We start from the raw sequence: 22,778 nt of genomic DNA on the forward strand, positions 1-22,778 counted from the left end.
CTCGTATCTCCTAATCCGGTACCCGATTCAGGGCTTGTGGACATAATCCCATGTCATACTGAGCAAGTCGCTCTCGAACCGGCGCGCCCAGGCGATGGTGTCCGCAACGCCCTGCTCAAGCGAGATCTTATCCGCCCAGCCCAACTCGGCGCGCAGCTTGCCGCTATCGAGCATATAGGCGGTATCCTTGCCGGCGCGTTCCGGACCGACTGTCACAGACGAGTCGAAGTCCTTGCCGAGCTTCTCAAGGATCATCTCGACGAGATCCCGGATCGAAACCATCCGGTCGGTCGAGATATGATAGCACTCGCCCACCTGGCCGCTCAGGGCGATCTTCAGGGTCGCGCCCGAGACGTCCGTCATGTCGATGAACGAGCGCACCGATTTGCCGCCGCCGTCCAGGGTCAGGCGCTTGCCCGCCATGGCCGACAGGATGGTTCGAGGGATGATCCTATAGAGCTGCTGGCCGGGACCGTAGACGTTGGCAGCCCGGGTGTAGAGCACCGGAAAACCGTAGTTGGCGAAATAGGTGCGCAAGCTCATGTCGCCGGCCGCACGGCTTACTGCGTAAGGCGTGGACGGATTAAATGGTGCGTCTTCCTTCACCCAGCCTTCGGTTGAGCCGTAGACCTCTGGCGTCGTCACGTGGACGTAGCGCTCCATGAAATCGTGAGCGCGCAGCCGGTCATGCAGTCGCACGGTGGAGACGACATTGGTCATCATCCAGTGGTCGGGATTGATCCAGCTTTGCCCGACCATGCTCTGAGCCGCGAAGTTCACCACGTGGGTGAACCGTTCGGCCTTCATGAGCGCGTCGAGCTTGTCGAGGTCGTGGTTGAGATCGAGCGTCTCAAAGCGCACTCGGCCCTCATGATCGCGCCACTTGTACGGCAGAAATGCGTCATGCGGTTCGGGGGAACGGCTGGTAGCCAGGACCTCGTAACCCTGACCGGCGATGAAATCGACAAATGTCGCGCCCGAAAACGAATTCGAGCCCAGAACCAGAAATCGCGGATTGGTCATGCTTGGACGTGACGCTCCGCCAGCGCTTCACGATTTTCCCAGAGCCACTGCATTAGCATGTGGCCGATGATCAGTTGCATGTCTTCGCTGATCTGCATGTCGTTCAACGCGCTGTGGATCGGCACGTCGGCGAGCGCCTTGCACTTGCCGCCGCTATAGCCGAGCACCGCGTAGCTGGTCACGCCGAGACGCCGGGCCTCCTCAAGGACCTTGACGATGTTCGGGGAGTTGCCGCTACCGGAGAAGACGATGAGGATGTCGCCACGGTTGGCGAGTTCCGTGAGCTGAATCTCGAAAACCCGATCATAGCCCTCGTCATTGGCTAGGCATGTCAACACTGCGGGATTGGCTCCCAGGGCGGTCACGCGCAGGGCTCGGCCAGGGTGCTTGGCGACCCCGTACAAGAAATCGTTGGCTAGGTGGACCGCGTTGCCGAGACTGCCGCCGTTGCCGCAAATGAACACCTGCCGCCGGGTCACGGTCGCGTCCGCCAGATCCTCGGCCAGCTTGGCGACGGGGGCCCAATCGGTCGCCTCAACCATGGCCAACAGTCGGCGGCCATAGTCACGGAAGTGCGGGATGGGATCGGAGAGGGCGCCCTTGAGCGCGGAGGGCGGAATAGTTGCGTTCATTGAGCAGCCTCCCCTACTTCGGCGACATTTCCCTGCATCCACTTGAGGTTATGCCACTGGTCCTCATTCTTCAGCGCGCCTTGGCGGTAGAGACCGACGATCTCTTTGATGGCGTCCTCGACAGTTTTCTTAGGCCGAAACCCGGTGGCAAGCAGGCGGTCGGAATTGACGCGATACGAGCGGGGGTCGTTCGAAGCTGTGATCACGACCTCGGCCGGTACGTGTCGCACGACTCGTTCGGCGATGTCGCCGATCGAGATGTTCTCGAACCCGGCGTTGAACACGCCGGTGTGCTCCGGATGGTCCAGCAGGAAGAGATAGAGGTCGGTGATGTCGTCGATATGGATGTTCGGGCGGGTCTGGTCACCGCCGAACACGGTGATGCGGCCGTTGGTCAGGGCTTGCATCGTCAGCATGTTGACCGAGACATCGAGGCGCATCCGGGGCGAGAAGCCGCACACGGTGGCCGGACGGACGATTTGCACGACCATATCGTCCTCATAGGACAACACGATGCGTTCGCCGCACATCTTGGTCTTATTGTATTCGGAGATCGGCAGCAGTTCGAGGTCCTCGGTGACCTGCTCCTCTTCCTTAACTCCGTAAACGCTGCCTGACGAAGCGTAGATGAAGCGTTTGATGCCTTGCCGATAAGCCCTGTCGCACAGCTGCATGGTGGCCAGGCAGCTGATTTCCCAAGTCAACTTGGGGTCGAGATCTCCGCAGGGGTCGTTGGCGACGCTCGAGAGATGGATGATGGCGTCGACGCCGGTCAAATCGATCTGGTCGGGGTCGCGAACATCGCCCTTGATAACGGTCAGAGCGGGGTGGGGCGTGAGGTGGTTACCGAACCATTGGATGTCGAAGCCAACGACCTCGTGACCGGCGGCAAGAAGTTTCGGAACCAGGACGGAGCCCTTGTAGCCGCAGGCGCCAGTGACAAAAACCTTCACGTTTACAACCTCGCTCCGTAAAATCCGCGCACCACAAACATTGGTCGCATTGCATTCTGATCCTGTTACCCGATGCCGCCACGGGGCGCAACGCTGACGCCTATGACAATCCGATGGCTATCGGCGAGAGTTCAGCTAAATGCTCCGGCACGGAATTCACATGTTTTTGAGAGATCCAGTTTGGCCATCGGGGAAACGGTCGTGATCGGCGCCGGCGTGATCGGCCTGGCCTGCGCCGCCGAGTTGGCGCGCCGGGGTCATGAGGTGCTGGTCCTGGAGAGTCAGGACATTATCGGCGGCGGTATATCCTCCCGGAACAGCGAGGTCGTGCATGGCGGCATGTATTACCCTGAAGGGTCGCTGAAGGCGAAGCACTGCGTCGCGGGACGCAGGCTGATCTATGAATATTGCGCGGATCGGAGCGTGGCGCATCGCAAGGCCACGAAACTGATCGTCGCGACCAGTGAGTCCGAGGTGGCCAAGCTTGAGAGCATCGCCGCTCAGGGCGGGCGCAACGGCGTCGAAGGGCTCGAATGGCTGGACGGGCACCAGGCTCTGGCGCTGGAGCCGGCCCTGAGCTGCTTGACCGCGATCCTCAGCCGCGAAACCGGCATCGTCGACACCCATGGCCTGATGCTGGCGTTGCAGGGCGAGATCGAAGATGCGGGCGGCACAGTGGTGTTCCGTACGCCAGTCGTCGGGGTCGCGCATGCGGGCGGCGGCTTCATCGTGCGGACGGGCGGGGCCGAGCCCTTCGAGGTCACCGCTCGCGTCCTAGTCAACGCGGCCGGCCTGCAGGCGCCGGCCGTGGCCCTCGGCGTCGAGGGCCTGGAATCCTGGCATGCGCCGCGCCAATGGCTCGCGAAGGGCAATTATTTCAGTTATGCGGGCCCACCGGCGTTCTCGCGCCTCATCTATCCCGCCCCGGTCGACGGAGGCCTAGGAACCCATGTCACGATCGACCTCGCGGGACGGATGCGGTTTGGCCCCGACGTCGAATGGGTCGATTCCGAATCCTATGCCGTGAACGACGACCGGGCGGATGGCTTCTACGGCGCCATCCGCCGCTACTGGCCGGGCCTGCCGGAGGGAAGCTTGGTCCCCGACTATGCGGGCATACGTCCGAAGCTGACCGGACCAGGCGGCGATGCCGCGGATTTCGTCCTTCAGGGGCCTGAGATTCACGGGCTGGCTGGGCTGGTCAATCTGTTCGGCATCGAGTCGCCTGGCCTGACCTCCGCGCTGTCGATCGCGCGCGAGGTGGCCGACAAGGCGCTTGGCGCCATCTGAGCCGGAGCGGACCGTCCGACGGTCACGGTCGCGCGGATGAGGTCGGCGTGGCCGATCGCGTTCCATCCCATCCTCGTGTCGCCGAATGGCTCCGCAAGGCGAAAACCCAAACGACGTCACCACTCTTGACGGCTCCATGGTGACAATGCGACAGCATCGCCCACGAATCCCGGGCATCTTTCATGGTGTTTCACGGGTCTTTAGCTGGTCGCGACCGCGACGGGCGGTTGCGTGAGCTATTTTGAATGAACGCGTTTGGCGAAATCGTTCGTGCGCTAGTGTCTTGGCGCATCTGGACTTCGATAGCCGTCGATGACGTCATCGGTCGCTACCGCCGCACAGTGCTCGGCCCAATCTGGTTAGTGGTCGCCCAAGGCGCGTTCGTCGCGGGTCTCTACCTGCTGCACCGCACCGGCTTCGGCGGCGGCTCGGGCGACTATCTGAGCTGGCTGGCGATCAGCCTGCCGCTGTGGGGCCTTATCGTTTCACTGATCACCGACGGCACCAGCGCCCTGACGCGCTCCAAGGGCATGATCGAGTCCTATCCGCTACCGATGGCACTATACATCATACGGTCGGTGGCCGCCTCATTCGTCACCTTCGCCCACCTGATCCTAGTCTATGTCATCGTCTGCGTGATCACTCTGAGATTCCCCGGACCGACGGCCGTGCTGTCGCTGGCCGGATTGGCCATCGTCGCGATCTTCGGTCTAGGCGTCGGCCTGCTGTTGGGGCCGCTTGGCGCGAGGTTCCGCGATCTCGGCCCCGCCGCGACCGCGGGCATGCAACTGCTGTTCGTGCTGACGCCAGTGTTTTGGGTCCCGAACGAACAACAACGCGCCAATATTCTGGTGCAGAGCAACCCGCTCTACCACATGCTCGAAATCGTCAGAGCGCCGCTGCTGGGCGGATATGGCACGCCGGAGAATTGGATCGTTTCTCTCGTCGTCGCGATCGGCGTTCTTGTCCTTGGCGCCGTCGTTTACCGGCAGATGCGCCCCAAGATCGTGTACTGGATTTAAGGGCGAACTTCCGATCATGGCGAGAATCACGCTTCGAAACGTCACGGCGGCCTATCCCGTCGTCGTTTCCACCTCCCAGGTCTCCGCGTTCGCTCACACCGCCAAGGCGATGAGCTTTGGCCGGCTGGCTCGCGGCGCCGACAGGACGAACTACGTCATGGCTCTGCAGGGGGTGTCTCTAGACATCCCCGACGGCAGCCGCGTGGGTCTGATCGGTCGCAACGGTTCGGGCAAGAGCACCTTGCTCAAGCTGTTGTCGGGCATCATCGGGCCGATGAGCGGGACGCGCACCGTGACCGGCACCATCGGCTGCGTGCTCAACACCAGCGCTGGTTTGGATCTCGACAAGAGCGGTCAACAGAACATGGAATTCGTCGCGCGCCTGTACGGATTGCACGGCGGCGAACTGCATCGCACTGTGGCCGAGGCTGCCGATTTCGCTGAACTGGGCCCATATATCCATATGCCCATGCGAACCTATTCGTCGGGCATGGCCGCGCGGGTGGCCTTCGCCATCGCCACGGCCCAAAAGAGCGATGTGATGCTGGTCGACGAAGTGATCGGCACCGGCGACGCGCACTTCATCGACAAGGCCACCGCTCGCGTGAAGGCGATCTGTGAGGACTCGGGCATCAGCGTGGTCGCCACCCATTCGGAAGGAATCCTGCGCAATTTCGCAACCCACGCCATATGGCTGGACGGCGGCGTCATCCGGGCTCAGGGTCTGGTGGATGAAGTTTGGGAGCGATACGCCACGGAAGCCCACGCTGCCTGACGATGTCGCGGAGCGCAGTATCGGTCTGCGTCCGCTTGAGCGCGTCTCGCGCGCCTTATCTGGAGCGGCTCCGCCGGCGCTTCGCCAACATCTGACGGCTTTCGGCGCCGGCGTTCTCTATCGTCGACGCGCTCGTCACTGGTCCGTGGAGCGGACGCCGCCGACGCGGGTCGGCCGGGTGCTGGTCAGCGGGTTCCTGGGCGGCGTGTTCGGCGTCGCCCAGGCCGGCCGCTTGACCGCCGAAGCGCTCGAGCGCGGCGGCTGGGACGTGGCGCGACATGATCTCGCGGCCAGTCGAACCAGCCTGTTGACGGGCCGCGGAACCTTGCCGGAAGCCGAGGTCGGCGGAGTCTGGCTCATACATGCCAATCCGCCAGAACTGCGTCATGCCCTGATGGCCTATCCCCGCGCCGCCTGGGCCGACCGCTACCGCATCGGCTATTGGGCTGGCGAGTTGCCGCTCGCTCCGCGGGATTGGCTGGAGGCCAGCCGGCGCGTGCACGAGGTCTGGGCGCCAAGCCGCTTCGTCGCCGACGGTCTGATCGCGCGGGCGCGAGGTTCGGATCAGGTCGAACTGGCCGACCGCGTCCGCGTGGTGCCGCATCCAGTCGCAGCCCCCGGCCTCGTAGTCCCCGCGCCGGAACGCTACGGAATGGATCCCCACAGGGTCGAGATCCTCTGCATGATGGACGCCCGATCCAGCGTCGCGCGCAAGAACCCGCTGGGGGCGATCGAGGCTTTCCGAAGGGCCTTTCCGCGCCAGCAGGGGCACGCCCGGCTGACGATCAAGGTCCTGGCCCTCGATCAGTCTCCTGCCTGGCGACGGCGCCTGGTGGTCGAGGTTGGCGGTCGGTCGGACATCCGGTTGTTCGATGAGGCGCTTGATCAGGGCGAGATGCGGCAGTTCCTGCGTTCAGTCGACATCCTGCTGTCCCTGCATCGGTCGGAGGGGTTCGGCATGGTCCTGGCCGAGGCCATGGCATTGGGACGGGCGACGATCGCCACCGGCTGGTCGGGCAATCTCGACTTCATGGACGACGGCAACGCGATCCTGGTGCCCGCGAGGCAGGTTCCGGTCCGCGATCCGCAGGGGCTGTACCGCGGCCAGACTTGGGCCGAGCCCGACCTTGACTACGCGGCGGACGCCCTGCGAGCGCTCGCCGACGACAGCGGATGGCGAGCCCGGCTCGGCCAAGCCGGGCTCGCGACGCCCGCCCGTCTAGCCGACGCCTTCGATCGGGCGGTCGCGGCTTCCGGCCTGCCGTTGCGCGTTCGGACTAAGCCGCCACCACCGCCTCAGCCGTGATCCCAAACTCCTTGTACAGCCGCTCATACGGCGCGGACGCCCCAAAGCCCGTCATGCCGACGAATTTGCCGGCCTCGCCGATGAAGCGCTCCCAGCCTTGGCGGACGGCGGCTTCGACGGCGATGCGGGTCGGGGCCCTGCCGATCACCGCCTGGCGATAGGCCGCCGGCTGCTGTTCGAACAGCTCCCAGCAGGGGGTGGAAACCACGCGGGTCGGCTTGCCCTGGGCCTGCAGGATGTCGCGGGCCGCCACGGCGACCGAGACCTCCGTGCCGGAGGCGAAGATCGTCACCGCCGCTTCGCCGCCCTCGGCGGCCAGCAGTTCGTAGGCGCCCTTGGCCGACAGGTTCTCGGCGGCCGTGTCGCGCACGCCCGGAATCTTCTGGCGCGACAGGCACATCACCGAGGGGGTGCTGACCTGCTCCAGGGCGATCTTCCAGCATTCGGCGGTCTCGACCGCGTCGGCGGGACGGAAGACCAGCAGGTTGGGGATGGCGCGCAGGGAGGCCACGTGCTCGACCGGCTGGTGGGTGGGGCCGTCCTCGCCCAGGCCGATGGAGTCGTGGGTCATCACGTGGATGACCTTGGCGCCCATCAGGGCCCCCAGGCGGATGGCCGGGCGGCTATAGTCGGCGAAGGCCAGGAAGGTGCCCGAATAGGGGATGACGCCGCCGTGCAGGGCCATGCCGTTCATCGCCGCGGCCATGCCGAACTCGCGCACGCCGTAGTGGACGTAGCGACCCGCATAGTCGGGGGCGTCGAACGGCTTCATGCCCTTGACGAAGGTGTTGTTGGAGCCGGTCAGGTCGGCCGAGCCGCCGATCATTTCCGGGATGGCCGGGATCAGCTGGTCCAGGGCCGCGCCGGAATGGACGCGGGTGGCGTTGCCCGGCTTGGTCCTGGCGGCTTCGGCGATGTGGGCGTCGACGCGCTCGAAGGCGCCGGCCGGCAGCTGGCCCTTGATGGCGCGGGCGAAGTCGTCGGCCAGGGGCGAGGCGGCGACGGCGGCTTCCCAGGCCTTGCGGACGCGGGCGCCGCGGCGGCCGACGCTCTTCCAGGCCTTGGCGATGTCTTCGGGCACGGTGAACGGTTGGGCGTCCCAGCCCATGGCCAGGCGCGCGTCCTTGATCTGGTCGTCGAACAGCGTGTAGCCGTGGCTGTGGGGGTCGCCTTCCTTGGGGCCGGCGCCCTTGGAGATCAGGGTCTTGCAGGCGATCAGGGTCGGGCGGTCCTGCTTGATCGCCCAGCGCAGGGCGGCGGCGATCTTGCCGTGGTCGTGGCCGTCGACCGCCTTGACCGCCCAGCCGGCGGCCTTGAAGCGGGCCAGCTGGTCGCCGGTCTCGGCGATGGTCGCCTCGCCGTCGATGGTGGTGTTGTTGTCATCGAACAGCACGGTCAGCTTCGACAGCTTCAGCCGGCCGGCCAGGCTGATCGCTTCATGGCTGACGCCTTCCATCAGGCAGCCGTCGCCGGCGATCACCCAGGTGCGGTGGTCGACCACGTCCGGACCGAAGCGCGCGGCCAGGTGGGCCTCGGCCATGGCCATGCCGACCGACATCGCCAGGCCCTGGCCGAGCGGGCCGGTGGTGCATTCGACGCCGGGGGTGTGATGCACTTCCGGGTGGCCGGGGGTTAGCGAGCCCCATTGGCGGAAATTCTCGATCTCCTGCATCGTCACGGCCTTGAAGCCGGTCAGGTGCAGCAGAGAATAGAGCAGCATCGAGCCGTGGCCGGCCGACAGCACGAAGCGGTCGCGATCGGCCCAGTCGGGCTTGCTGGCGTCGAACTTCAGGAACTTGCCCCACAGCACCGTGGCGACGTCGGCCATGCCCATCGGCATGCCCTGGTGGCCGGACTTGGCCTTGTGGACGGCGTCCATCGAAAGGACGCGAATCGCGTCGGCCATCTTGACGGGCGAAACGGGCATGAATGATCCGGTTTGTTCTTGTTTTGCAGAGCTGCGCGAGGCGGCAGGTCGCACGCCGACCCCCTGAGGGTCAACCCGCCAGCCGGCTCTTAAGGCCTACAGGGGCTGTCGCGTGGGCGCTATGCAACAACGTCGGCAGGCGTTATAGCTGGAGACAGCCTTATGCTCATTTTTAGCATAACCTTGAAAGGCCGGATCGCTTGAGCTCTCCCTCGTTCTTCTCGCCCTATCGTCACGGCTTCGTCCGGGTCGCCACGGCGGCGCCGAAGGTCAAGCTGGTCGATCCCGCCACCAACGCCCAGCGCGTGCTGGACCTGGTCCGGGAGGCCGACGCGGCCGGCGTGGCGGTGATGGCCTTTCCGGAACTGGGTCTGAGCGGCTACGCCATCGATGACCTGCTGCAGCAGGACGCCTTGCTGGACGCGGTCGAGGCGGCGATCGCGACCCTGGCCGAGGCCAGCAGGACCCTGGCGCCGCTGTTCGTGGTTGGCGCGCCGCTGCGAGACGGCGGGCGGCTGTACAACGCCGCCGTGGCCATCCAGGGCGGGCGAGTGCGGGCGGTGATCCCCAAGAGCTTCCTGCCCAACTATCGCGAATTCTACGAGCGCCGCTGGTTCGCCCCCGGGGCGGGGGTGGTCGGCCGCACCCTGACCCTGGCTGGCCAAGCCGTTCCATTCGGGACCGACGTGCTGCTGCGCGCCGTCGGGGACGCGGCCTTCACGGTCGGCGTCGAGGTCTGCGAGGACGTCTGGACGCCAGCGCCGCCCAGCACCGCCCAGGCCATGGCGGGGGCCGAGATCCTGCTCAACCTGTCGGCCAGCAACATCACCATCGGCAAGTCCGAGACCCGTCGCCTGCTGTGCGCCAGCCAGTCGGCCCGGGCGCTGGCCGCCTATGTCTATTCGGCGGCCGGGGCGGGCGAGAGCTCGACCGACCTGGCCTGGGACGGCCATGTCGACATCCACGAGATGGGCGTGCTGCTGGCCCAGACCCCGCGCTTCTCGCCGGGGCCGGTGGTGGCCATGGCCGATGTCGACGTCGGGCGTATCCGCCAGGAGCGGATGCGGACGGGCAGCTTCGGCGACGCCACGATTCTCAACCCGCCGGCCCATCCGTTCCGGATCGCCACCTTCGATTTCGCGCCGCCGGCCGGCGACCTGCCGCTGCAGCGGGCGATCGAGCGGTTCCCGTTCACGCCGTCCGATCCGGCCAAGCTGGCCGAGAACTGCTACGAGGCCTACAATATCCAGGTCCAGGGCTTGGCGCGGCGGGTCGAGGCGACGGGCTCCAAGTGCCTGGTGATCGGCATCTCGGGCGGGCTGGATTCGACCCACGCCCTGATCGTCGCCGCCAAGGTCATGGACCAGCTGGGCCGCCCGCGGTCGGACATCCGCGCCTACACCCTGCCGGGCTTCGCCACCTCCGACCGCACCAAGTCGAACGCCTGGGCGCTGATGCGGGCGATCGGCGTGACCGCCGAGGAGATCGACATCCGACCGGCCGCCGAGCAGATGCTCAAGGACCTCGGCCATCCGTTCGCCCGGGGCGAGCCGGTCTATGACGTGACCTTCGAGAACGTCCAGGCCGGCCTGCGCACCGACTACCTGTTCCGTCTGGCCAACCACCACCAGGGGATGGTGGTCGGCACCGGCGACCTGTCGGAACTGGCCCTGGGCTGGTGCACCTACGGGGTCGGCGATCAGATGAGCCACTACAATCCCAATTCTGGCGTGCCCAAGACCCTGATCCAGCACCTGATTCGTTTTGTCGCCACTTCCGGCGACGTCGACGCCGCGACCTCCGACCTGTTGGAGGACATCCTCGCCACCGAGATCTCGCCCGAACTGGTGCCGGGCGAGGCGGTCCAGGCCACCGAGAGCTTCGTGGGCCCCTACGCCCTGCAGGACTTCAACCTCTACTACATGACCCGCTACGGCATGGCCCCGTCGAAGATCGCCTTCCTGGCCTGGAGCGCCTGGCATGACGCGGCGGCGGGCGCCTGGCCGACCGGCGTTCCGGAGGCCGCGCGCAAAGCCTACGACCTGCCGGAGATCAAGCGCTGGCTGGAGCTGTTCCTGAGACGGTTCTTCGCCAACCAGTTCAAGCGCTCGGCGATGCCGAACGGCCCGAAAATATCGTCCGGCGGCGCGCTGTCGCCCCGCGGCGACTGGCGGATGCCTTCGGATGCGACGGCCGACGCCTGGCTGGCGGAATTGCTCGCCGGAACGCCAGATTGAAATTTCCGCGGTGCGCCATAAAGGCGGCGCGACAAACCGACATTTGAGCGTGCTAGGACCGAGGGGATTGACGCCGCGCGTCCCTGTGACGTCGAAGGAGACATCTTGACAGCGATCTATCCCGTCATCCTGTGCGGTGGCTCAGGAACGCGTCTGTGGCCGGCCTCGCGGCCGGATCGGCCCAAGCAGTTTCTCAAACTGCTGGGGCGCTATTCCAGCTTCCAGGAGACCTTGTTGCGGGTCAGCGACCTAGCCGAAGGTCGCGAGATCATCATTGTCACCGGCGCGGCCATGGCCGATTTCGTGCGCCGGCAGGCTGACGAGATCCAGGCGTCGGTGGTCGTGCTGATCGAGCCGGAAGCCCGCGATTCCGCTCCGGCCGTTGCCGCCGCCGCCGCCTATGTCGAACGCCGTGATCCCGACGGCGTGGTCCTGATGCTGGCCGCCGACCACCATGTGGGTGAGCCGGAGGTGTTCCGCGACGCCGCGCGGGTGGCCGCCGCCGCCGCCGGCCAGGGCCTGATCGTCACCTTCGGCGTGCGGCCGACCGGACCGGCCACCGGCTTTGGCTACATCCGGCCCGGCGCGCCGGCCGGCGAGGGCGTCTTCCGTGTCGCCGCCTTCGTCGAAAAGCCCGACCTTGAGACCGCCAGGGGCTATGTCGCCGACGGCTATCTTTGGAACAGCGGCAATTTCGCTTTCCAGGCCTCGGTGCTGCTGAGCGAGCTCGAGCGCTTCGAACCCAGCATCGCCGAGGGCGCCCGGGCCGCGCTTGTCGACGCCGTGGTCGGAGACGGCGCCACCCGTCTCGACGCCGCCGGCTTTGGTCGGGCCGCCAAGATTTCGCTCGACTATGCGGTGATGGAGCGCACCGACAAGGCCGCCGTGGCGCCGGCCGCCTTCAGTTGGTCGGACCTGGGCGCCTGGGACGCCATCTGGGACGCCTCGCCCCAGGACGTGGCGGGCAACGCCGCCCAGGGGGACGTCACCCTGATCGACACGGCCGGCGTGCTGGTCCGCTCGACCGGACCGTTCGTCGGCGTGATCGGCGTCAGCGACCTGATGATCGTCGCCGAGTCCGACGCCGTGCTGGTTTGTCGCCGGGACGACGCGCAGGCGGTCAAGACCCTGGTCGACGGACTCAAGGCCAACGGGCGAGACCTGGCTCACCGTCATCCTGTTTCGATCGGCGGCGGCGTCGAGCGCCAGCCCCTGACCCGGACCGACCAGGCCAGCGTCGAGGTGTGGCGTTTCGAGGCGGGGGCCTCGGCGATCCTGCCGGCTGCGACCGTGCAGGTGCTGGAAGGCGCGCTGGCCGGCGAGACCGACGCCCTGGCGGCCGGCGATCGCCGGGAATGGCCGGCTCAGGCCAAGGTCACCGCCAGGTCGCCGGCCACGGTGCTGGTCACGACCTGGCGCTGACCGCCCGGTCCAGTTCCAGGATCGCGCAGACGATGTGGTAGAACGAGCTGGCGGGCGCGGCTTCGTCGACGAAGGTCCCGTCCGCCTGCAGCTTGTCGCGCCACAGGCCTTTGACCGGCGTGTCGAAGTACTTGATCAGCCCCTCGGCGCCGGCCGCGGCCGTCGACCACCAGCGCGGGTCGCCGGTGACCGCAGCGGCGAGGACGCCGGCCTTGATCCGCTCGGTCTGGGCCCAAAGCCGGGCCACGTCGTCGTGCACGCTCATGTCGTCGAGCAGGGCGAAGATCGCCACGCCGCGCGCGGGATCGACGCCCGGCCCGTCGCCGATCTCGATCATCCGCAGGGCCGCGGCGACGGCGTCGTCGCGGTCTGCCAGCTGGCCCCAGCGCAGCAGCAGCCAGGCCCATTCGAACTGGTGGCCCGGCTCGATGATCCGGCCCTGGAGCCCTGGGGCCGGATTCCAGTCGCCGTCATAATATTCGCGCAGGCCGCCGCTGACCGGGTCGATGAACTTGGCCAGGGCCAGCTCCGCGATCTCGTCGGCAAGGGCCCGCCAGCCGGCGTCGCCGCCGGCCTCGACCCAGGCCAGGCTGGCCTCGAACAGGTGCATGTGCGGGTTGGACAGCAGGGGCAGGGTGCGCGGGACGCTTTCCTCGAAGCCGGCCACTGGATGCTTGAGGGTAGCTTGCAGCTTGCCGCGAAGCTCCACGGCCAGGGCCGGCAGGTCGGTCCGCTCCGGCAGCACCTGGGCGGCCATGGCCAGGCCGAACAGGCCGAAGGCCTGGTCGTAGAGATCGACCTTGTCGTCCAGCGGTGTTCCATCGCTGGCCACCAGGGTGCGGATGAAGCCGTCGGGGCGGCGGTACTTGCTGAGATAGAAGTCCAGGCCGTGGGTCAGGGCCTGCTTCCACGGACCCTCCCAGCCCAGCAGGCCCGCCGCGGCGTAGGAATAGATCTGGCGAGGCTGCACCCGCGCCCGGCGCGGGGCTTCAACCGGCGTCCCATCCAGGTCGATCTTCTCGAAAAAGCCGCCCTTGGCCTGGTCGGCGCCGACCTCCCACCACAGCGGGAACGCGTGATCCAGGGCCCAGCTCTTGAGGTCGTCTCGCAGGCGGACAAGGCGGGCGAAATCTTGGGTCATCGGAGGCTCCTGGTGGCAGGGCCGTTCTAGGGGCTGGCGCGAACTTCGCCAACTCTTCCGACTTGTAGGCGAGCGGCGGCGCGCGTAAGTCGCCCTTATGTCCACCGACACGCCACTGAAAGCCGTTTTCTTCGACCGCGACGGGGTGCTCAACCTCGACCACGGCTATGTCTGCGACCCCGAACGGCTGGACTGGATTCCGGGCGCCCGGGAAGCGGTGGCGCGGCTGAACGCCGCCGATGTTCGGGTATTGGTGGTCACCAACCAATCGGGCGTGGCGCGCGGCTATTTCACGGAAGAACAGGTCGACCTGTTCCATGCGGCGCTGCAGGCCAGGCTGGCGGAGGTCGGCGGGCGCATCGACGCCTTCTATGTCGCGCCGCATCACGAAGACGCCGCAGTCGAGCGCTACCGTCATCCCGACCATCCCGACCGCAAGCCCAATCCAGGCATGGTGCTGCGCGGCCTGGCCGACTGGTCTCTGCGTCCGGAAGAGACCGTGCTGGTCGGCGACAAGGAGTCCGACATCGAGGCCGCCCGTCGTGCGGGCGTCGAGGGTTTGCAGTTCCCAGGCGGTGATCTGCTGGCCTTCCTGCGGCAGGTGCTGGGGGCGCGCTTCCCGGCGGGCGACGAATAACCGCCGTTCCCGACTTGGCGCGGGCCCCGGCGGCGGATAAACGAACCTGAACCTCAGAACAGGCGCAGGCCCATGCAGATCTTCCTCGACAGCACCGACACCAAGGTCATCGCCGACCTGGCCTCCACCGGCCTGGTGGACGGGGTGACCACCAACCCGACCCTGATCGCCAAGGCGGGGCGGCCGATGCTTGAGGTGATCGCCGAGATCTGCGACCTGGTGCCCGGACCGATCAGCGCCGAGGTGGCCGCCGTCACCCACGAGGCGATGATCGCCGAAGGCCGGAAGCTGGCGGCCATCGCGCCGAACGTCGTGGTCAAGGTGCCGCTGACCCGCGACGGCCTGATCGCCACCGCCGCCTTCGCCGGCGAGGGCATCTCGACCAATGTCACCCTGTGCTTTTCGCCGACCCAGGCCTTGCTGGCCGCCAAGGCCGGCGCGACCTATGTCTCGCCGTTCATCGGCCGTCTGGACGACTACGGCTTCGACGGCATGGACCTGATCCGAGACATCCGCGCCATCTACGACAATTACGGCTATGAAACCGAGATCCTGGCCGCCTCGGTGCGCAACGTCGCCCACGTCAAGGACGCGGCCATCGTCGGCGCTGACGTGGTGACCATACCGCCGGCCGTGTTCGCCGATCTGTTCAAGCATCCCCTGACCGACAAGGGCCTGGAGCAGTTCCTGAAGGATTGGGCCGGCACGGGTCAGTCCATCCTCTAGGCGGTCCGCCGATCGATCATGGCCCCGGTTGATCCGGGGCCGTAACAATTTGTGCGCCTGCTAAGTTTGTTCGCAACTGCGAAGTCGTGCGTTATACCCCGGAGTTCACGGGAGTAGCCCATGCGCGCTGTCGATGTCGTCACCGAAGTCTGCCTTGCCTCCGCCGAGGAGGCGATGCGGTTCTCGCACTTCGTGCAGGCCTTCCTGTCGCGCAACGGCTTCCCGTTCATCATGATCCACAATGCGCCGGACCTGACCGGAGAGCGCCGCCGGGTGGAGTTCGAAGACCCCAGCATCAGCCGCCGCTTCGCCCAGGAATGGCGCAGCGTGCAGCCGACGGCCTGAGCGGTCCGACGCCTCGCGGGAACGGCGAACGCCGTTCCCTCTTCCAAGAAACGGGTCTAGATAGGGAGATCGTTTCTCCCTGTCGCCGAGTTGCGCCATGAATGACCCCAAAATCGCGCCGCCTCCGGTGGTCGATTCCGCGTTGCAGATGATCGGCAACACCCCGATGCTGGAGGTTCGCAACCTCGACACCGGCCTTTGCCGCCTGTTCCTGAAGCTTGAGAACCAGAACCCCGGCGGCTCGATCAAGGATCGGGTCGCCCGCTCGATGATCGAGGCGGCCGAGGCCGACGGCAGCCTCAAGCCGGGCGGGACGATCATCGAGGCCACGGCCGGCAACACCGGTCTGGGCCTGGCCCAGGTGGCGGCGCTGAAGGGCTACAAGCTGATCCTGATCGTGCCCGACAAGATGGCGCGCGAGAAGATCCTACACCTGCGGGCCATGGGCGTGGAGGTGCGGCTGACCCGCAGCGACGTCGGCAAGGGGCATCCGGAATACTACCAGGACATGGCCCAGACCCTGGCCCAGTCGATCCCCGGCGCGATCTACGTCAACCAGTTCGAGAACCCGGCCAACCCGCGGGCCCATGAGACCACCACGGCGCCGGAGATCTTCGAGCAGATGGGCGGCGATCTCGACGCGGTGGTGGTCGGCGTCGGGTCGGGCGGCACCCTGACCGGCGTTGGCCGCTACATGGCCAGGCATTCACCCAAGACCCAGATGGTGCTGGCCGACCCCGTGGGCTCGATCCTCTGCGACTACGTGGCGACCGGGACCTATGGCGAGGCCGGATCGTGGATCGTCGAGGGCATCGGTGAGGACTTCATTCCGGCCGTCGCCGACATGAGCCTGGTCAGGAAGGCCTATTCGATCAGCGACCGCGAAAGCGTCGACACCGCGCGCCTGCTGCTGCGCAAGGAAGGAATCCTCGCCGGCTCGTCCTCGGGCACTTTGCTGGCGGCCGCCCTGCGCTGGTGCCGCGAGCAGACCGAGCCCAAGCGGGTGGTGACCCTGGTCTGCGACACCGGCTCCAAGTACCTGACCAAGATGTTCAACGATATGTGGCTGGCGGCCCACGGCTTCGACCACCGCGAACTGCACGGCGACCTGCGCGACCTGATCGCCAAGCGCTACGCCGACGGCGGCGTGGTGGCGATCGGCCCCGAGGATACCCTGCTGACCGCCTATAACCGCATGCGCAGCGCCGACATCAGCCAGCTGCCGGTGGTCGACCACGGCAAACTGGTCGGCATTCTCGACGAGAGCGATGTGCTGGCCGCCGTCGAAGGCGCCGACGACCATCGCGGGCTGAAATTCAAGACCCCGGTCGGGGCGGCCATGACCAAGGCGGTCAACACCCTGCAGGCGACCCAGGGCGTCGACGTTCTGCCCGAGGTGTTCGATCGCGACGAGGTGGCCTTGGTCTGCGACGGCGACGAGTTCGTCGGGGTGATCACCCGGGTCGACCTGATCAATCACCTGCGGATGAGCGCCTGACCGTTGCGGAAATGTTCCGGCGGGGTCATTCTAAGGTCGAGGATCGGAGAAGGTTGATGACCTTGGAAGTCAAACTACCGCCTGCCCTGGAAGCGTTCGCAGAGCGCTGCGTGGCTGACGGCCGTTACGCGGACGTCAACGAAGTCGTGAGTTCTGGTCTTCGCCTGCTGCAGGACCAAGAAACTCGCAAGCAAAGCTTTATGGCGATGTTGGCGGAGGTCGAGGCGGAAGTGGCGCGGGGCGAAGTGTTCACGCTCGACGAGGTCATGGCGGACATCGACGCCATCATCGAAGCCGCCGAAACGCACGCCGCCGAGTAGATGCCGCCCGCCACGCTGTCAGCTACCGCACGCCGCGACATGATGGCGGTGGCGCTTTGGATCGCCAGGGATAGTCGAAAGGCGAGCTTTCAGTTTAAAGAGCGACTGAGAGCAGCCTTGATCCGACTGGGTGAATACCCGCAAGCCGGTGTCACGCGTCCAGAGATGGCTCATGAAGTCTACCGCTTCGCGGTCCTGTCCGGTTTTCCATACGTCCTGGTCTATAATTCCCGACACCAGCCGCCTGTGATCATGCGCATTTTGCATGAATCTCAGGATCTTCGTGAAATTTTGAGCACGCTGCCGTCACCTGACGTTTCGTGACGGCATGAAAGGCCATTCGCAATGACCGACATCCTCGGCAAGAACCGCCTGGCCTTCGCCACCCGCACGATCCATGGCGGGCAGTTTCCCGATCCGACGACCGGGGCGGTGATGGTCCCCATCTACGCGACCTCGACCTATGTCCAGTCCAGCCCGGGCGAGCACAAGGGCTTCGAATACAGCCGCAGCCACAACCCGACCCGCTTCGCCTTCGAGCGCTGCATCGCCGACCTGGAGAGCGGGACGGCCGGCTTCGCCTTCGCCTCGGGCCTGGCGGCGGCCTCGACGATCCTGGAGGTGCTCGACAGCGGCGCGCATGTGATCGCCAGCGACGACCTCTATGGCGGCTCGTTCCGGCTGTTCGACAAGGTGCGCAGGCGCTCCGCCGGGCTTGAGTTCAGCTTCGTCGACATGGGCGACGTCGCCGCCATCGAGGCGGCGATCCGGCCCAACACCCGGATGATCTGGGTGGAGACCCCGACCAATCCGATGCTGCGCCTGGCCGACCTTGCCGCCATCGCGGCTCTCGCCAAGGCTCGCGGCCTGATCACCGTGGCCGACAACACCTTCGCCAGCCCGTTCGTGCAGCGGCCGCTGGAGCTGGGCTTCGACATCGTCATGCATTCGGCCACCAAGTACCTGAACGGCCACTCCGACGTGGTGGCCGGGGTGGCGGTGGTCGGCGACAACGCCGAGGTCGCCGAAAAGCTGAAGTTCCTGCAGAACGCCGTCGGCGCGGTGCTGGGGCCGTTCGACAGCTTCCTGGCCCTGCGCGGGGTCAAGACCCTGGCCCTGCGCATGCAGCGGGCCTGCGACAGCGCCCTGACCATCGCCCGCTGGCTGTCGACCCGCGGCGACGTGGCCCGGGTGATCTATCCGGGCCTGGAGAGCCATCCGCAGCACGCCCTGGCGCGCCGGCAGATGCTCGGCGGCTTCGGCGGAATCATCTCGGTGGAGCTGAAGGGCGACATCGACACCGCCCGGCGGATGCTGGAGCGGACGCGGCTGTTCACCCTGGCCGAAAGCCTGGGCGGCGTCGAAAGCCTGATCGAGCATCCGGGGATCATGACCCACGCCTCGATTCCGGCCGATCAGCGCGCCGCCCTGGGCATTTCCGACACCCTGATCAGGCTGTCGGTGGGGATCGAGGACTGCCAGGATCTGATTTCCGATCTCTCCGAGGCGCTCTCAGCCTGAACAGGTGATGGTCCTTGTCGCCTGGCATGGCCGGCGACGGATCGGGCGCCTTGGAGGGCCGGGGCGGCGGCAGGGCGCGGGTCGGGTCCTCGGCCAGCAGGTGGGCGGCCAACATCAGGTCGGTCTTGACCGGGCCGTAGTCCTCCTTGGCGGTCCAGACCCGGATGGCGGCCTGGGCGAAGGCCTCGGAAAGGTCGACCACCTCGATCATCGGGGCGGGGTCCTTGCGCACCCGCGGATCGTTCTCGGCCCGCTCGCGCATCCGCTGCAGCACAGCCACGAGGTCGGTCTTCAGCGGCGTCTTGAACACCACGTCGGCCCGGCGGTGGCGATGGGCCGAGTAGTTGAGGATGACGTCGCCGAACACCTTGCTGTTGGGGATCATCACCTTGACGTTGTCGGGCGTGGCGATCTCGGTGAACAGCAGGTCGAGCGACTTGACCGTGCCCTGGCGCGTCGAGGTCTCGATGACGTCGCCGACCTTGTAGGGGCGAAACAGCAGGATCATCACGCCCGCGGCCACGTTGGACAGCGCGCCCTGCAGGGCCAGGCCGATGGCCAGGGAGGCCGCGCCGAGCACGGCGATGATCGAGGTGGCCTGCACCCCCAGCCGCTGCAGCACCGCCACCAGGCCGACGGCGACCACCGCATAGCGCATCAGCGAGGCGCCGAAGCTCTGCAGGGTGGGATCGGGATTGGTCCGGTGCACGCGGCCCAGGGCGCGGCGCACCACCCCCGCCAGCCAGCCGGCCATCCAGAAGGTGACGACCAGGATCAGCACCGCGACGACCAGGTTCACCGCCACCTTGCCCAGCCAGTCGAGGAAATGCCCCAGCATGGTCTCGTCGGCCTTCACCCTGGCGATGGCGGGGAGGGCTGTGTCGGGCGGGATCAGGGTCGGCTTGGTCATGACTCTCTCGATGGCGCCCTCGCGCGGGCCGGTCAACGAGCCGGGCGCCGGGATGTTCCAAGTTCCGGTTCCGCTTCGTCCCCAGGAAACAGTCGGTTACATCAATTGGCTCGAATCGCCGTCCGTCCGCCTCTAAGAGCGCCGCCATGAGCATGCCCTTTATAGACCTGGCCGCGCAGCAGCGTCGGATCCGCGACAAGATCGACGCCGCCATCGCCGGCGTCCTGGACAGCGGCGCCTATGTCATGGGTCCGCAGGTCCGCGAGTTCGAGGCCAAGCTGGCGGCGTTCGGCCAGGCCAGGCTGGCCCTGTCCTGCGCCAACGGCACCGACGCCATCGCCCTGCCGCTGATGGCCTGGAGCGTGGGGCCGGGCGACGCGGTGTTCTGTCCGTCGTTCACCTTCGCTGCGACGCCGGAAGTCGTGCCGTGGGTCGGGGCGACGCCGGTGTTCGTCGACGTGCTGCCCGACACCTTCAACCTCGACCCGGCGCGGCTGGAGGCGGCCATCGCCGGGGTGAAGGCCGAGGGTCAGCTGGTCCCCAAGGTGGTGATCGCCGTCGACCTGTTCGGCCAGCCCGCCGACTATCCGGCCATCAAGGCGATCTGCGACCGCGAAGGCCTGAAGCTGATCTCCGACAGCGCCCAGGGCTTCGGCTGCACCCTGAACGGTCATCATCCGCTGCACTGGGCCGACGTCGCCACCACCAGCTTCTTTCCGGCCAAGCCGCTGGGCTGCTACGGCGACGGCGGGGCGGTGCTGACCAACGATCCGGTGCTGTGGGACCTGATGGACAGTTTCCGGGTCCACGGCAAGGCGGTGGCCCCGGACCTGGTCGGCCGCACCTTCGACCACGACACCAAGTACCTGAACACCCGCATCGGCATGAACTCGCGGCTGGACACGATCCAGGCGGCGATCCTGATCGAGAAGCTGGCGATCTTCCAGGAGGAGATCGACCTGCGCCAGGGGGTGGCGAACCGCTACGCCGAGGGCCTGAAGGGCGCGGTGCTGGCGACGCCCGAGGTGATCGACGGCGGCGTCTCGGTCTGGGCCCAGTACGTGATCGAGCACGAGAACCGCGACGGCCTGGCCGCCCACCTGAAGACGCAGGGGATTCCGACAGCGGTCTATTATCCCGTGCCGATGCACGTCCAGGGGCCCTATGCTGACTTCCCGCGCGGCGTCGGCGGCCTGCCGGTCACCGAGGCCAGGGCCGAGACGGTGCTGGCCCTGCCGATGCATCCGTACCTGTCGGAAGCGGATCAACAGCGGATCATCGGCGCGATCCTCGCCTACAACGGTTAAGCTGCGCCCCATTACCGCCTCACCCCAGGGTATTGTGGCCGCGGATTTTGATTCGAAGGTTCAGATGCACGATCCGGTGACGTCGTTCGTGGTCGCGGTGTTCAGCACGCCGGGCGCCGCCCTGATGATGGCGGGCGGCATCCTCGTCTTCGCCATTGGGCTGATTTTCCAGTCGGGTCATTTCGAATATGGTCCGTTGCGCGAGGACCTGAACCGGCGCGCCGACCTGCTGAACGAGCTGTCCGGCGATCGCCAGAAGGCCTTCGCCGAATCCTTCGAGGCCATCGACAAGCGCCTCAGCGGACTCGCCCATCCGGTTCTGGAGCTGGGCTGGGCGCATTATCGCAGCCAGCTGACCCCCACGGGCGACGGACGGCTGGCGGCCTCGATCCACGCTGCAGAGGCCTTCGAGCATGCCGACACCCCGGCCCGGACCCTGGAATGGTGGGCCAATCTGATGGTGGCAATCGGCCTCGTCATCACCTTCATGGGCATTGTCGCGGCCCTGACCGAAGCGACGACAGCCATGGCGCCGGGCGCGGCGGGCGCCAGCGGCGGCGCGGCGATGCAGGGCGCCCTGATCAATCTGTTGACCATCGCCGCCACCAAGTTCTGGACCTCGATCGCCGGGGTGCTGGCCTCGATCATCCTGCGCCTGGCCGCGCGCCGCCGCCGGCACGCGATCGAGGCGCTGGAGGCCCATTTCTTCGCCCTGCTCGACGCCTGCGTCCGCTTCGCGCCGCCGGAGAAGGTGATGCTGGAGCAGTTGGCCGTGCTGGGACGGATCGAGGCCGCCCTGACCGGCGCGGCGGCCGCGGCCCCGCGGGCGAGCCTGGCCTGATGCGGGGCAGGCGCCGCCGGGCGGCCGACGTCGAGGAAGGCGAAAGCTACTACGTGTCGATGACCGACATGATGGTCGGGGTGATCTTCATCTTCATCATCATGCTCAGCTATTTCGCGTTCGAGTTCCGCTCCACCACCGCCAAGCTGACCAGCGCCAAGCAGCCGGAAACCGCCGCCCTGTTGCAGACGGCCGGCAACCTCAAGCCGCGCAACGCCGATCTCGAGGTCGATTATCAGGCGCGGGTGCTGTGCGTGCCCGAGACGGTGCTGAGCGAGACCGACAGCGGATCGTCCAGCGAGCGCCGCTGCTTCTCGTTCTCGCCGCCGATCAAGGCTTCGGCCCAGACCGCCTCGGCCGCCGACGCCCAGAAACTGCTGATGGAGTCCCTCGAAGCCGACCTGCGCGACGCCGGAACGCCGCTCAGTGGCGATCTGTCGGGCGGGTCGATGAGCTTCAAGGCCGACCAGCTGTTCCTGCCGGGCACGGCGACGCTGTCGCCCGGCGGTCAGAAAATCGCCGGGCAGGTCGCCCAGACCCTGGCGCGCCGTTTGCCCTGCCTCGGCTACGGCGCGCCGGCCGGGGCCAATTGCGAATCGGGCGGACCCAAGCTGGCGATGGTCAACGTGCTCAGCCAGACCAATCTCGACGCCTTCACGCCCGAAGGGCAACAGGCCGCCAGCCTGGCCCTGCAGCGGGCCGCCGCCTTCCACCAGGGCCTGACCGCCGCCCAGCCGTTGTTGGCGACGCTGCGCAATGCGCCGCCCGGCCAGCCGGGATCCCAGCCGCTGTTGCGCGTGGCCAGCGTCGGCCAGTCGCAGGAGTCCGCCTCGCGGGTGGGCGATGACCAGACGGTGAGCATCCAGTTCCAGATGGGCTCCTGAGGCGAGAGGACGTTGGCGACGCGGCCGCGCCGGCCTATATGGCGGCCACTGCGTCTCGCGC

Annotated in this window: 22 protein-coding genes; 16 read left to right on the forward strand and 6 right to left on the reverse strand. The window is 66.9% G+C overall.

The window, feature by feature from the left end; genetic code table 11:
• Window positions 1–27 precede the first annotated feature (27 nt).
• The 3 genes from ACIPQB_RS17065 to ACIPQB_RS17075 are packed head-to-tail and all read right to left on the reverse strand — an operon-like array spanning window position 28 to window position 2,608.
• The gene (locus tag ACIPQB_RS17065) at window positions 28–1,023 is read right to left on the reverse strand and encodes a GDP-mannose 4,6-dehydratase (protein WP_446486451.1); all 996 of its coding nucleotides are present in this window, start codon (window positions 1,021–1,023) and stop codon (window positions 28–30) included.
• Window positions 1,020–1,655, reverse strand: coding sequence for an SIS domain-containing protein (locus tag ACIPQB_RS17070; RefSeq protein WP_446486452.1), 636 nt, complete (start codon window positions 1,653–1,655; stop codon window positions 1,020–1,022). Before ACIPQB_RS17070 ends, ACIPQB_RS17065 begins: the two co-directional genes overlap by 4 nt.
• Complete coding sequence (locus tag ACIPQB_RS17075; RefSeq protein ID WP_446486453.1) at window positions 1,652–2,608, reverse strand: NAD-dependent epimerase/dehydratase family protein; 957 nt, start codon at window positions 2,606–2,608, stop codon at window positions 1,652–1,654. The genes ACIPQB_RS17070 and ACIPQB_RS17075 overlap by 4 nt, the downstream gene beginning before the upstream one ends.
• A 180-nt stretch (window positions 2,609–2,788) precedes the next feature.
• On the opposite strand from ACIPQB_RS17075, the gene ACIPQB_RS17080 reads away from it, so the two are divergent.
• The 4 genes from ACIPQB_RS17080 (at window position 2,789) to ACIPQB_RS17095 (ending at window position 7,001) form a co-directional block, all read left to right on the forward strand.
• On the forward strand, window positions 2,789–3,898 hold the full coding sequence (locus ACIPQB_RS17080; RefSeq protein WP_446486454.1) for an NAD(P)/FAD-dependent oxidoreductase: 1,110 nt from the start codon (window positions 2,789–2,791) through the stop codon (window positions 3,896–3,898).
• 245 nt (window positions 3,899–4,143) lie between these two features.
• Complete coding sequence (locus tag ACIPQB_RS17085) at window positions 4,144–4,920, forward strand: ABC transporter permease (protein WP_446486455.1); 777 nt, start codon at window positions 4,144–4,146, stop codon at window positions 4,918–4,920.
• 16 nt (window positions 4,921–4,936) lie between these two features.
• Window positions 4,937–5,695 carry an ABC transporter ATP-binding protein gene (locus tag ACIPQB_RS17090; RefSeq protein WP_446486456.1) on the forward strand — a complete coding sequence of 253 codons (759 nt, stop codon included), beginning with the start codon at window positions 4,937–4,939 and terminating at the stop codon, window positions 5,693–5,695.
• Window positions 5,652–7,001, forward strand: a complete 1,350-nt coding sequence (locus ACIPQB_RS17095) for a glycosyltransferase family 4 protein (RefSeq protein ID WP_446486457.1) — start codon at window positions 5,652–5,654, stop codon at window positions 6,999–7,001. Before ACIPQB_RS17090 ends, ACIPQB_RS17095 begins: the two co-directional genes overlap by 44 nt.
• Here the strand turns inward: ACIPQB_RS17095 and tkt are convergent.
• Window positions 6,973–8,928 carry a transketolase gene (gene tkt / locus ACIPQB_RS17100; protein ID WP_446486458.1) on the reverse strand — a complete coding sequence of 652 codons (1,956 nt, stop codon included), beginning with the start codon at window positions 8,926–8,928 and terminating at the stop codon, window positions 6,973–6,975. The two genes, ACIPQB_RS17095 and tkt, sit on opposite strands and share 29 nt — an antisense overlap.
• Window positions 8,929–9,128: 200 nt before the next feature.
• On the opposite strand from tkt, the gene ACIPQB_RS17105 reads away from it, so the two are divergent.
• A complete protein-coding gene (locus tag ACIPQB_RS17105) occupies window positions 9,129–11,165 on the forward strand; it encodes an NAD(+) synthase (RefSeq protein ID WP_446486459.1) in 2,037 nt (678 codons plus the stop codon).
• Window positions 11,166–11,270: 105 nt separating this feature from the next.
• A complete protein-coding gene (locus tag ACIPQB_RS17110; protein ID WP_446486460.1) occupies window positions 11,271–12,587 on the forward strand; it encodes a mannose-1-phosphate guanylyltransferase/mannose-6-phosphate isomerase in 1,317 nt (438 codons plus the stop codon).
• Here the strand turns inward: ACIPQB_RS17110 and ACIPQB_RS17115 are convergent.
• Window positions 12,571–13,728 (reverse strand): AGE family epimerase/isomerase, encoded by a 1,158-nt coding sequence (locus ACIPQB_RS17115; protein ID WP_446486461.1) that lies wholly within the window; start codon window positions 13,726–13,728, stop codon window positions 12,571–12,573. The two genes, ACIPQB_RS17110 and ACIPQB_RS17115, sit on opposite strands and share 17 nt — an antisense overlap.
• A gap of 97 nt (window positions 13,729–13,825) precedes the next feature.
• Between ACIPQB_RS17115 and ACIPQB_RS17120 the strand changes: the two genes are divergently transcribed.
• The 7 genes from ACIPQB_RS17120 to ACIPQB_RS17150 all read left to right on the forward strand — a co-directional run bounded on the left by ACIPQB_RS17120 (window position 13,826) and on the right by ACIPQB_RS17150 (window position 18,775).
• Window positions 13,826–14,365, forward strand: a complete 540-nt coding sequence (locus ACIPQB_RS17120; RefSeq protein ID WP_446486462.1) for a D-glycero-alpha-D-manno-heptose-1,7-bisphosphate 7-phosphatase — start codon at window positions 13,826–13,828, stop codon at window positions 14,363–14,365.
• 72 nt (window positions 14,366–14,437) lie between these two features.
• Entirely contained in the window at window positions 14,438–15,091 is a 654-nt protein-coding gene (gene fsa, locus ACIPQB_RS17125) for a fructose-6-phosphate aldolase (RefSeq protein ID WP_446486463.1), read from the forward strand.
• 120 nt (window positions 15,092–15,211) lie between these two features.
• Window positions 15,212–15,436 carry a hypothetical protein gene (locus tag ACIPQB_RS17130; RefSeq protein ID WP_446486464.1) on the forward strand — a complete coding sequence of 75 codons (225 nt, stop codon included), beginning with the start codon at window positions 15,212–15,214 and terminating at the stop codon, window positions 15,434–15,436.
• Between the two features lie 97 nt (window positions 15,437–15,533).
• Window positions 15,534–16,934, forward strand: coding sequence for a pyridoxal-phosphate dependent enzyme (locus tag ACIPQB_RS17135; RefSeq protein ID WP_446486465.1), 1,401 nt, complete (start codon window positions 15,534–15,536; stop codon window positions 16,932–16,934).
• A gap of 56 nt (window positions 16,935–16,990) precedes the next feature.
• Window positions 16,991–17,254 carry a type II toxin-antitoxin system ParD family antitoxin gene (locus ACIPQB_RS17140; protein WP_446486466.1) on the forward strand — a complete coding sequence of 88 codons (264 nt, stop codon included), beginning with the start codon at window positions 16,991–16,993 and terminating at the stop codon, window positions 17,252–17,254.
• Window positions 17,255–17,578, forward strand: a complete 324-nt coding sequence (locus ACIPQB_RS17145) for a type II toxin-antitoxin system RelE/ParE family toxin (RefSeq protein WP_446486467.1) — start codon at window positions 17,255–17,257, stop codon at window positions 17,576–17,578. It abuts the gene before it with no gap.
• A 21-nt stretch (window positions 17,579–17,599) separates the two neighbouring features.
• Complete coding sequence (locus ACIPQB_RS17150) at window positions 17,600–18,775, forward strand: trans-sulfuration enzyme family protein (protein ID WP_446486468.1); 1,176 nt, start codon at window positions 17,600–17,602, stop codon at window positions 18,773–18,775.
• Here the strand turns inward: ACIPQB_RS17150 and ACIPQB_RS17155 are convergent.
• Window positions 18,705–19,685, reverse strand: coding sequence for a mechanosensitive ion channel family protein (locus tag ACIPQB_RS17155; RefSeq protein ID WP_446486469.1), 981 nt, complete (start codon window positions 19,683–19,685; stop codon window positions 18,705–18,707). The two genes, ACIPQB_RS17150 and ACIPQB_RS17155, sit on opposite strands and share 71 nt — an antisense overlap.
• A 146-nt stretch (window positions 19,686–19,831) precedes the next feature.
• Here ACIPQB_RS17155 and ACIPQB_RS17160 point away from each other — a divergent pair, with 146 nt between their 5' ends.
• The 3 genes from ACIPQB_RS17160 (at window position 19,832) to ACIPQB_RS17170 (ending at window position 22,717) form a co-directional block, all read left to right on the forward strand.
• Window positions 19,832–20,992 (forward strand): DegT/DnrJ/EryC1/StrS family aminotransferase, encoded by a 1,161-nt coding sequence (locus ACIPQB_RS17160; protein ID WP_446486470.1) that lies wholly within the window; start codon window positions 19,832–19,834, stop codon window positions 20,990–20,992.
• 64 nt (window positions 20,993–21,056) lie between these two features.
• Window positions 21,057–21,833, forward strand: a complete 777-nt coding sequence (locus tag ACIPQB_RS17165) for a hypothetical protein (RefSeq protein ID WP_446486471.1) — start codon at window positions 21,057–21,059, stop codon at window positions 21,831–21,833.
• The gene (locus ACIPQB_RS17170) at window positions 21,833–22,717 is read left to right on the forward strand and encodes a hypothetical protein (RefSeq protein ID WP_446486472.1); all 885 of its coding nucleotides are present in this window, start codon (window positions 21,833–21,835) and stop codon (window positions 22,715–22,717) included. The genes ACIPQB_RS17165 and ACIPQB_RS17170 overlap by 1 nt, the downstream gene beginning before the upstream one ends.
• Window positions 22,718–22,778: the final 61 nt, after the last annotated feature.

The sequence above is a fragment of the Caulobacter sp. LARHSG274 genome, from assembly GCF_052871235.1.

Excerpts from the sequence above, each read along its gene's own strand:
- ACIPQB_RS17120 (WP_446486462.1), top strand. The coding sequence starts at position 13,826 with ATGTCCACCGACACGCCACTGAAAGCCGTTTTCTTCGACCGCGACGGG.
- ACIPQB_RS17140 (WP_446486466.1), top strand. The coding sequence starts at position 16,991 with ATGACCTTGGAAGTCAAACTACCGCCTGCCCTGGAAGCGTTCGCAGAG.
- ACIPQB_RS17155 (WP_446486469.1), bottom strand. The coding sequence starts at position 19,685 with ATGACCAAGCCGACCCTGATCCCGCCCGACACAGCCCTCCCCGCCATC.
- tkt (WP_446486458.1), bottom strand. The coding sequence starts at position 8,928 with ATGCCCGTTTCGCCCGTCAAGATGGCCGACGCGATTCGCGTCCTTTCG.
- ACIPQB_RS17160 (WP_446486470.1), top strand. The coding sequence starts at position 19,832 with ATGAGCATGCCCTTTATAGACCTGGCCGCGCAGCAGCGTCGGATCCGC.
- ACIPQB_RS17115 (WP_446486461.1), bottom strand. The coding sequence starts at position 13,728 with ATGACCCAAGATTTCGCCCGCCTTGTCCGCCTGCGAGACGACCTCAAG.
- ACIPQB_RS17170 (WP_446486472.1), top strand. The coding sequence starts at position 21,833 with ATGCGGGGCAGGCGCCGCCGGGCGGCCGACGTCGAGGAAGGCGAAAGC.
- ACIPQB_RS17065 (WP_446486451.1), bottom strand. The coding sequence starts at position 1,023 with ATGACCAATCCGCGATTTCTGGTTCTGGGCTCGAATTCGTTTTCGGGC.
- ACIPQB_RS17135 (WP_446486465.1), top strand. The coding sequence starts at position 15,534 with ATGAATGACCCCAAAATCGCGCCGCCTCCGGTGGTCGATTCCGCGTTG.
- ACIPQB_RS17130 (WP_446486464.1), top strand. The coding sequence starts at position 15,212 with ATGCGCGCTGTCGATGTCGTCACCGAAGTCTGCCTTGCCTCCGCCGAG.
- ACIPQB_RS17165 (WP_446486471.1), top strand. The coding sequence starts at position 21,057 with ATGCACGATCCGGTGACGTCGTTCGTGGTCGCGGTGTTCAGCACGCCG.
- ACIPQB_RS17150 (WP_446486468.1), top strand. The coding sequence starts at position 17,600 with ATGACCGACATCCTCGGCAAGAACCGCCTGGCCTTCGCCACCCGCACG.
- ACIPQB_RS17085 (WP_446486455.1), top strand. The coding sequence starts at position 4,144 with ATGAACGCGTTTGGCGAAATCGTTCGTGCGCTAGTGTCTTGGCGCATC.
- ACIPQB_RS17070 (WP_446486452.1), bottom strand. The coding sequence starts at position 1,655 with ATGAACGCAACTATTCCGCCCTCCGCGCTCAAGGGCGCCCTCTCCGAT.
- ACIPQB_RS17095 (WP_446486457.1), top strand. The coding sequence starts at position 5,652 with ATGAAGTTTGGGAGCGATACGCCACGGAAGCCCACGCTGCCTGACGAT.
- ACIPQB_RS17145 (WP_446486467.1), top strand. The coding sequence starts at position 17,255 with ATGCCGCCCGCCACGCTGTCAGCTACCGCACGCCGCGACATGATGGCG.
- fsa (WP_446486463.1), top strand. The coding sequence starts at position 14,438 with ATGCAGATCTTCCTCGACAGCACCGACACCAAGGTCATCGCCGACCTG.
- ACIPQB_RS17090 (WP_446486456.1), top strand. The coding sequence starts at position 4,937 with ATGGCGAGAATCACGCTTCGAAACGTCACGGCGGCCTATCCCGTCGTC.